The organism is uncultured Rikenella sp. (genome assembly GCF_910577125.1).
In the GTDB taxonomy this organism is placed as follows: domain Bacteria; phylum Bacteroidota; class Bacteroidia; order Bacteroidales; family Rikenellaceae; genus Rikenella.
This window is the reverse complement of the sequence record NZ_CAJTMN010000155.1, coordinates 1-3,650: the sequence shown is the minus strand read 5'-3', so window position 1 is coordinate 3,650 and position 3,650 is coordinate 1. Positions and strand designations below refer to the sequence as shown.

General features: G+C 60.2%; 6 protein-coding genes. All 6 read right to left on the bottom strand.

The window, feature by feature from the left end; genetic code table 11:
• Positions 1–333: 333 nt before the first annotated feature.
• The 6 genes from QZ292_RS10060 to dprA all read right to left on the bottom strand — a co-directional run bounded on the left by QZ292_RS10060 (position 334) and on the right by dprA (position 3,553).
• Complete coding sequence (locus tag QZ292_RS10060) at positions 334–534, bottom strand: hypothetical protein (protein WP_294601152.1); 201 nt, start codon at positions 532–534, stop codon at positions 334–336.
• Positions 535–764: 230 nt separating this feature from the next.
• Complete coding sequence (locus QZ292_RS10055) at positions 765–923, bottom strand: DUF4295 domain-containing protein (protein WP_083377613.1); 159 nt, start codon at positions 921–923, stop codon at positions 765–767.
• Between the two features lie 5 nt (positions 924–928).
• On the bottom strand, positions 929–1,111 hold the full coding sequence (gene rpmG / locus QZ292_RS10050; protein WP_294591950.1) for a 50S ribosomal protein L33: 183 nt from the start codon (positions 1,109–1,111) through the stop codon (positions 929–931).
• Positions 1,112–1,136: 25 nt separating this feature from the next.
• Positions 1,137–1,370: a 50S ribosomal protein L28 gene (gene rpmB, locus QZ292_RS10045; protein ID WP_294591952.1), complete on the bottom strand. Its 234-nt coding sequence runs from the start codon at positions 1,368–1,370 to the stop codon at positions 1,137–1,139.
• Positions 1,371–1,433: 63 nt separating this feature from the next.
• The gene (locus QZ292_RS10040; protein ID WP_294601150.1) at positions 1,434–2,447 is read right to left on the bottom strand and encodes an NAD-dependent epimerase/dehydratase family protein; all 1,014 of its coding nucleotides are present in this window, start codon (positions 2,445–2,447) and stop codon (positions 1,434–1,436) included.
• Between the two features lie 5 nt (positions 2,448–2,452).
• Entirely contained in the window at positions 2,453–3,553 is a 1,101-nt protein-coding gene (dprA, locus tag QZ292_RS10035; RefSeq protein WP_294601148.1) for a DNA-processing protein DprA, read from the bottom strand.
• Positions 3,554–3,650 lie beyond the last annotated feature (97 nt).

The following is a 3,650-nucleotide window of genomic DNA, read 5'->3' as shown; positions in this document are numbered from 1 at the left end:
TGGGAAATCTTGTCAAAACGTGCCAGCACATTTTGACGATTTCCCTTCTAAGGCGTGGCGCGCGGTCGAGCATGGTGCTGTTCTTGCCCGCGCGCTGGCGGAAATCTTATTCAAACGCGTATCACGCGTTTGAATGATTTCCTACTCCAGCAGTCGCGCGCGGTTCGATCTTTGAGCCGGACGGAACTACCCTGCGCGGGCGGCGTCCGGGTGACCCCGGCGGGACGGAGCGATGCTTGCGCATCGCTAAGGCCGCCTCGGCAAATTTGTGGTAGAGGCCAGCCTTAGGGTATTAGGGTAGAGGCTGCTAATTGGGAATGCGGCACGCACCGTTTATTCCGAGAGGCAACGCAACTGACGACCGTGGGTACGATAGTCCGAGTCGCTGGCGTTGAGGTACTGAGAATAGAAATCCAAGTCTGCTCCGTAGATGCCGTTCACCGCAGACGACCAACTATAGCCGCGGTAGCCGACGCCGCCCGATATGCCCGAAGTAAAGTCGCGGTAGCCCGGGGCGGGGGCGTGAATACTCAATAGGATGCGGGCGGATTGCCTGTTCGCGTCACAAGGGGCAAAGAAAAAACGACTTGCTCCGAAGCCATATGCTATTTCGGAACAAGTCGTTTTTGCACCGTTCTCTACCCCTCTGACGATGCAAACGATCTTCGGTCGATATATGCCTCCTCCTTTCTCCGGAGAAATAAGACGAAATCTCTTCCTCTGCAGGAACAGAGAGGCCGAAGACAGAGGCTGAAAAATCCGGATTATTTCTTTGCGAAGAAATCCTTCACCTCTTCGTTCGGAACGATTTCGGTCTTGAAGGTATAAGCTCCGGTCTTTTCCGACTTCACCATTTTGATGCACTTGGTTACGTTCTTGCCGTTTGCGGCGGTTTTGAGCGTAGCGACTACTTTCTTTGCCATGACGATTATTTAATTTCGCGGTGAACGGTCACGCGTTTCAGAATCGGATTGTATTTTTTGCGTTCCATCCGATCCGGCGTATTTTTCTTGTTCTTGGTGGTGATGTAGCGGGACATACCCGGCATCCCGCTCTCCTTGTGCTCGGTGCACTCCAGGATCACCTGTACGCGGTTTCCTTTTTTAGCCATTTTTTTCGATCTCTCGGACTAACGGTTAGTAAATCTTAGGCAGCGCAGCGGCGTTTTTCAGCGCTTTGCTCAAGCCGTTTTTGTTGATGGTACGCATAGCAGCCGCCGAAATTTTCAGCGTCACCCAACGGTTTTCTTCTTCGAGGAAGAACCGTTTGCTCTTCAGATTCGGGCTGAACGTGCGCTTGGTCTTCTTGTTCGAGTGCGACACGTTGTGTCCGCCCTGCGCCCCTTTCCCGGTGATTTGACAAACTTTCATTGCTTTTCAGGTCGGTTGAATGAATAAAACAGAGTGCAAATTTCGGTATTAAAATTCGAATTATCAAATTTTTTCGGTCGCGAGGGCGATTTGGGGCCAGAGTTCCGACAGATCGGTGTAGCGGAACGGGATGGCGGAGAGGATGGCGGAGCCGTCGACGGGGGTGTGGGCGGAGAGGACGGCGGACAGGGCGGGGCAGAACGGAACGGCGGTTCGCAGCATCCAGCGGGGGATCCGGAGCGAGGGCGCGGGGCGGCCGACGGCCTGGGCGACGGCGCTCAGGAACCGCCGGAACGAGAGGTTCTCGGCCGAGAGGATGTATCGTTTCCCCCAACTCTCCGGGTTCTCGGCCAGCTGCACCATGGCGCGCGCCACGTCGGCAGCGGCGACGAAGGCGCTCTCGCCGTCGAGCCAGAAACGGTTGGCCCCTTTGCGTGCTGCCCGGGAAAGACCGTTCAGCCAGAAGTCGGCTTCCGGTGCCTGTATTCCCACGATGACGGCCGGATTGACGATCACGACGGGCAACCCGTGTGCAGCGGCTCGCCAGACTTCGTTTTCCGACAGAAATTTGCTCCGGGCGTAGGGCGATGCGCCGGAGAGGTTTTCCATAATCGCCCCTTCGTCCAGACACCCCGACGGCCCGGCGGTATGTCCCAGCGAGGCGATGGAGCTGACGTGGACGAACAGCGGTCGCAGCTCTTTGGGCTGTTCCTGTGCGGCGGTGGTCAGGTTGTGGGTGATCTCGACGTTCCGGGTCACCAGTCGTTCGCCGTTGTGTGCCGAGCCCACGGCGACTTGTGCGGCGCAGTGGAAAATCACGTCGGGACGGCAGTCGGTCAGGATGCGGCGACAGTCGTCGATGTATTCTAACGCGGCGACCGTTTTGCGGTAGCTCTCTCCGTCGAGCCTTTCGCGCCGGAGGAGCCATTCGAGCCGGCTCCACGAGGCTTCGGAATGCGCGACAGCCGTGATTTCGCACGGTTCGGCCGTCGAGGCCGAGCGGTTGCGGCGCAGCAGCTCGGCGATCAGGTGGCTGCCCACCAGTCCGGTGGCTCCGGTGACGAGGAGACGTTTCATGAGGGTCAGATTTTGTAGTAACATTTATACGGGTCGACGGCTACGAGGCCTTTGGCGCGAAGCTGTCCCACGAGGCTCGATGCCTCCCACAGGGGTACTTGCCACAGCTCGGCCAGGGTCTCGGCATCCAGCCGTTTCCCTTCGGGAAAGGCGTCATAGGCTGCCCGCTGCCGCTCGGTGAGCGCGGAAAGGGAGGGGGCAGGGGAGGGGGCTGCGGCTGCCCGGGGCGGTTCGGCCGACCAGTTCAGGGTGTCCCATACGTCTTCGGCGCTCTGGTACAGGATGGCTTTGTTCGACCGGATGAGCATGTTCGTCCCTTCGCTGGCCGGTGCGTCGATGGGGCCGGGGAGGGCGAAAAGCTCTTTGTGGTAGCTGGATGCGATGTCGGCGGTGACTAACGAGCCGCCGCGGGCGGCCGATTCGACGACGATGGTGGCGGCGCTCAGGCCGGCGACGAGCCGGTTCCGGCTCAGGAAGTTGCCGCGGTCGATGACGGTGCCGGGCGGCATGTCGGAGACGATGGCGCCGCCGGATTCGAGGATCTGGCGGGCGAGGTAGTAGTGGCTCCGGGGAACGATGTCGTCCACCCACCCGGCCATGATGGCGACGGTGCGGAGCCGGTATTTCAGGGCGGCGACGTGGGCGGCTTTGTCGATGCCGAAGGCCAGGCCGCTGACGATCACGCTGTCGGTGCTCCGCAGGGAGATGTCCCGCACGACGCGCTCGGCGGCGGCTACGCCTCCGGGGGTGGCGTTCCGGGTGCCGACGACGGAGATCCAGTGGCCGCTGTTGAAGTCGATCTCGCCGCGGACGTACAGCACGCAGGGGGCGTCGGGACACTCGGCGAAGGCGCGGGGAAAGTCGGACATCTCGCTGGTCAACACGCGGACGCCGGTGCGCTCGCAGAGGTCGAGCACGCTCCGGGCACGGGCTTCGCTCTCGCGCGAGGCGACGCTCTGGGCCAGACGCAGGGGCAGACCGGCACTCATCAACTGCTCGATGTCGGCTTCCATAACGGCGTCGGCGCTCCCGAAGGTCTCGATCAACCGCCGCATGTGGCGGCTCCCGACGCCGGGTACCAGCGACAAGGCTACACTCTGTTTCATCTCGTAAAGATAACGATATTTCCGACTGCCATGCTTTGAGTGGGAGGGTACTGTTCTTTTTGTGAACAAAAAGAACCAAAAAAACTTTAGAGGATGC

Excerpts from the sequence above, each read along its gene's own strand:
- dprA (WP_294601148.1), bottom strand. The coding sequence starts at position 3,553 with ATGAAACAGAGTGTAGCCTTGTCGCTGGTACCCGGCGTCGGGAGCCGC.
- QZ292_RS10040 (WP_294601150.1), bottom strand. The coding sequence starts at position 2,447 with ATGAAACGTCTCCTCGTCACCGGAGCCACCGGACTGGTGGGCAGCCAC.
- rpmG (WP_294591950.1), bottom strand. The coding sequence starts at position 1,111 with ATGGCTAAAAAAGGAAACCGCGTACAGGTGATCCTGGAGTGCACCGAG.
- rpmB (WP_294591952.1), bottom strand. The coding sequence starts at position 1,370 with ATGAAAGTTTGTCAAATCACCGGGAAAGGGGCGCAGGGCGGACACAAC.
- QZ292_RS10055 (WP_083377613.1), bottom strand. The coding sequence starts at position 923 with ATGGCAAAGAAAGTAGTCGCTACGCTCAAAACCGCCGCAAACGGCAAG.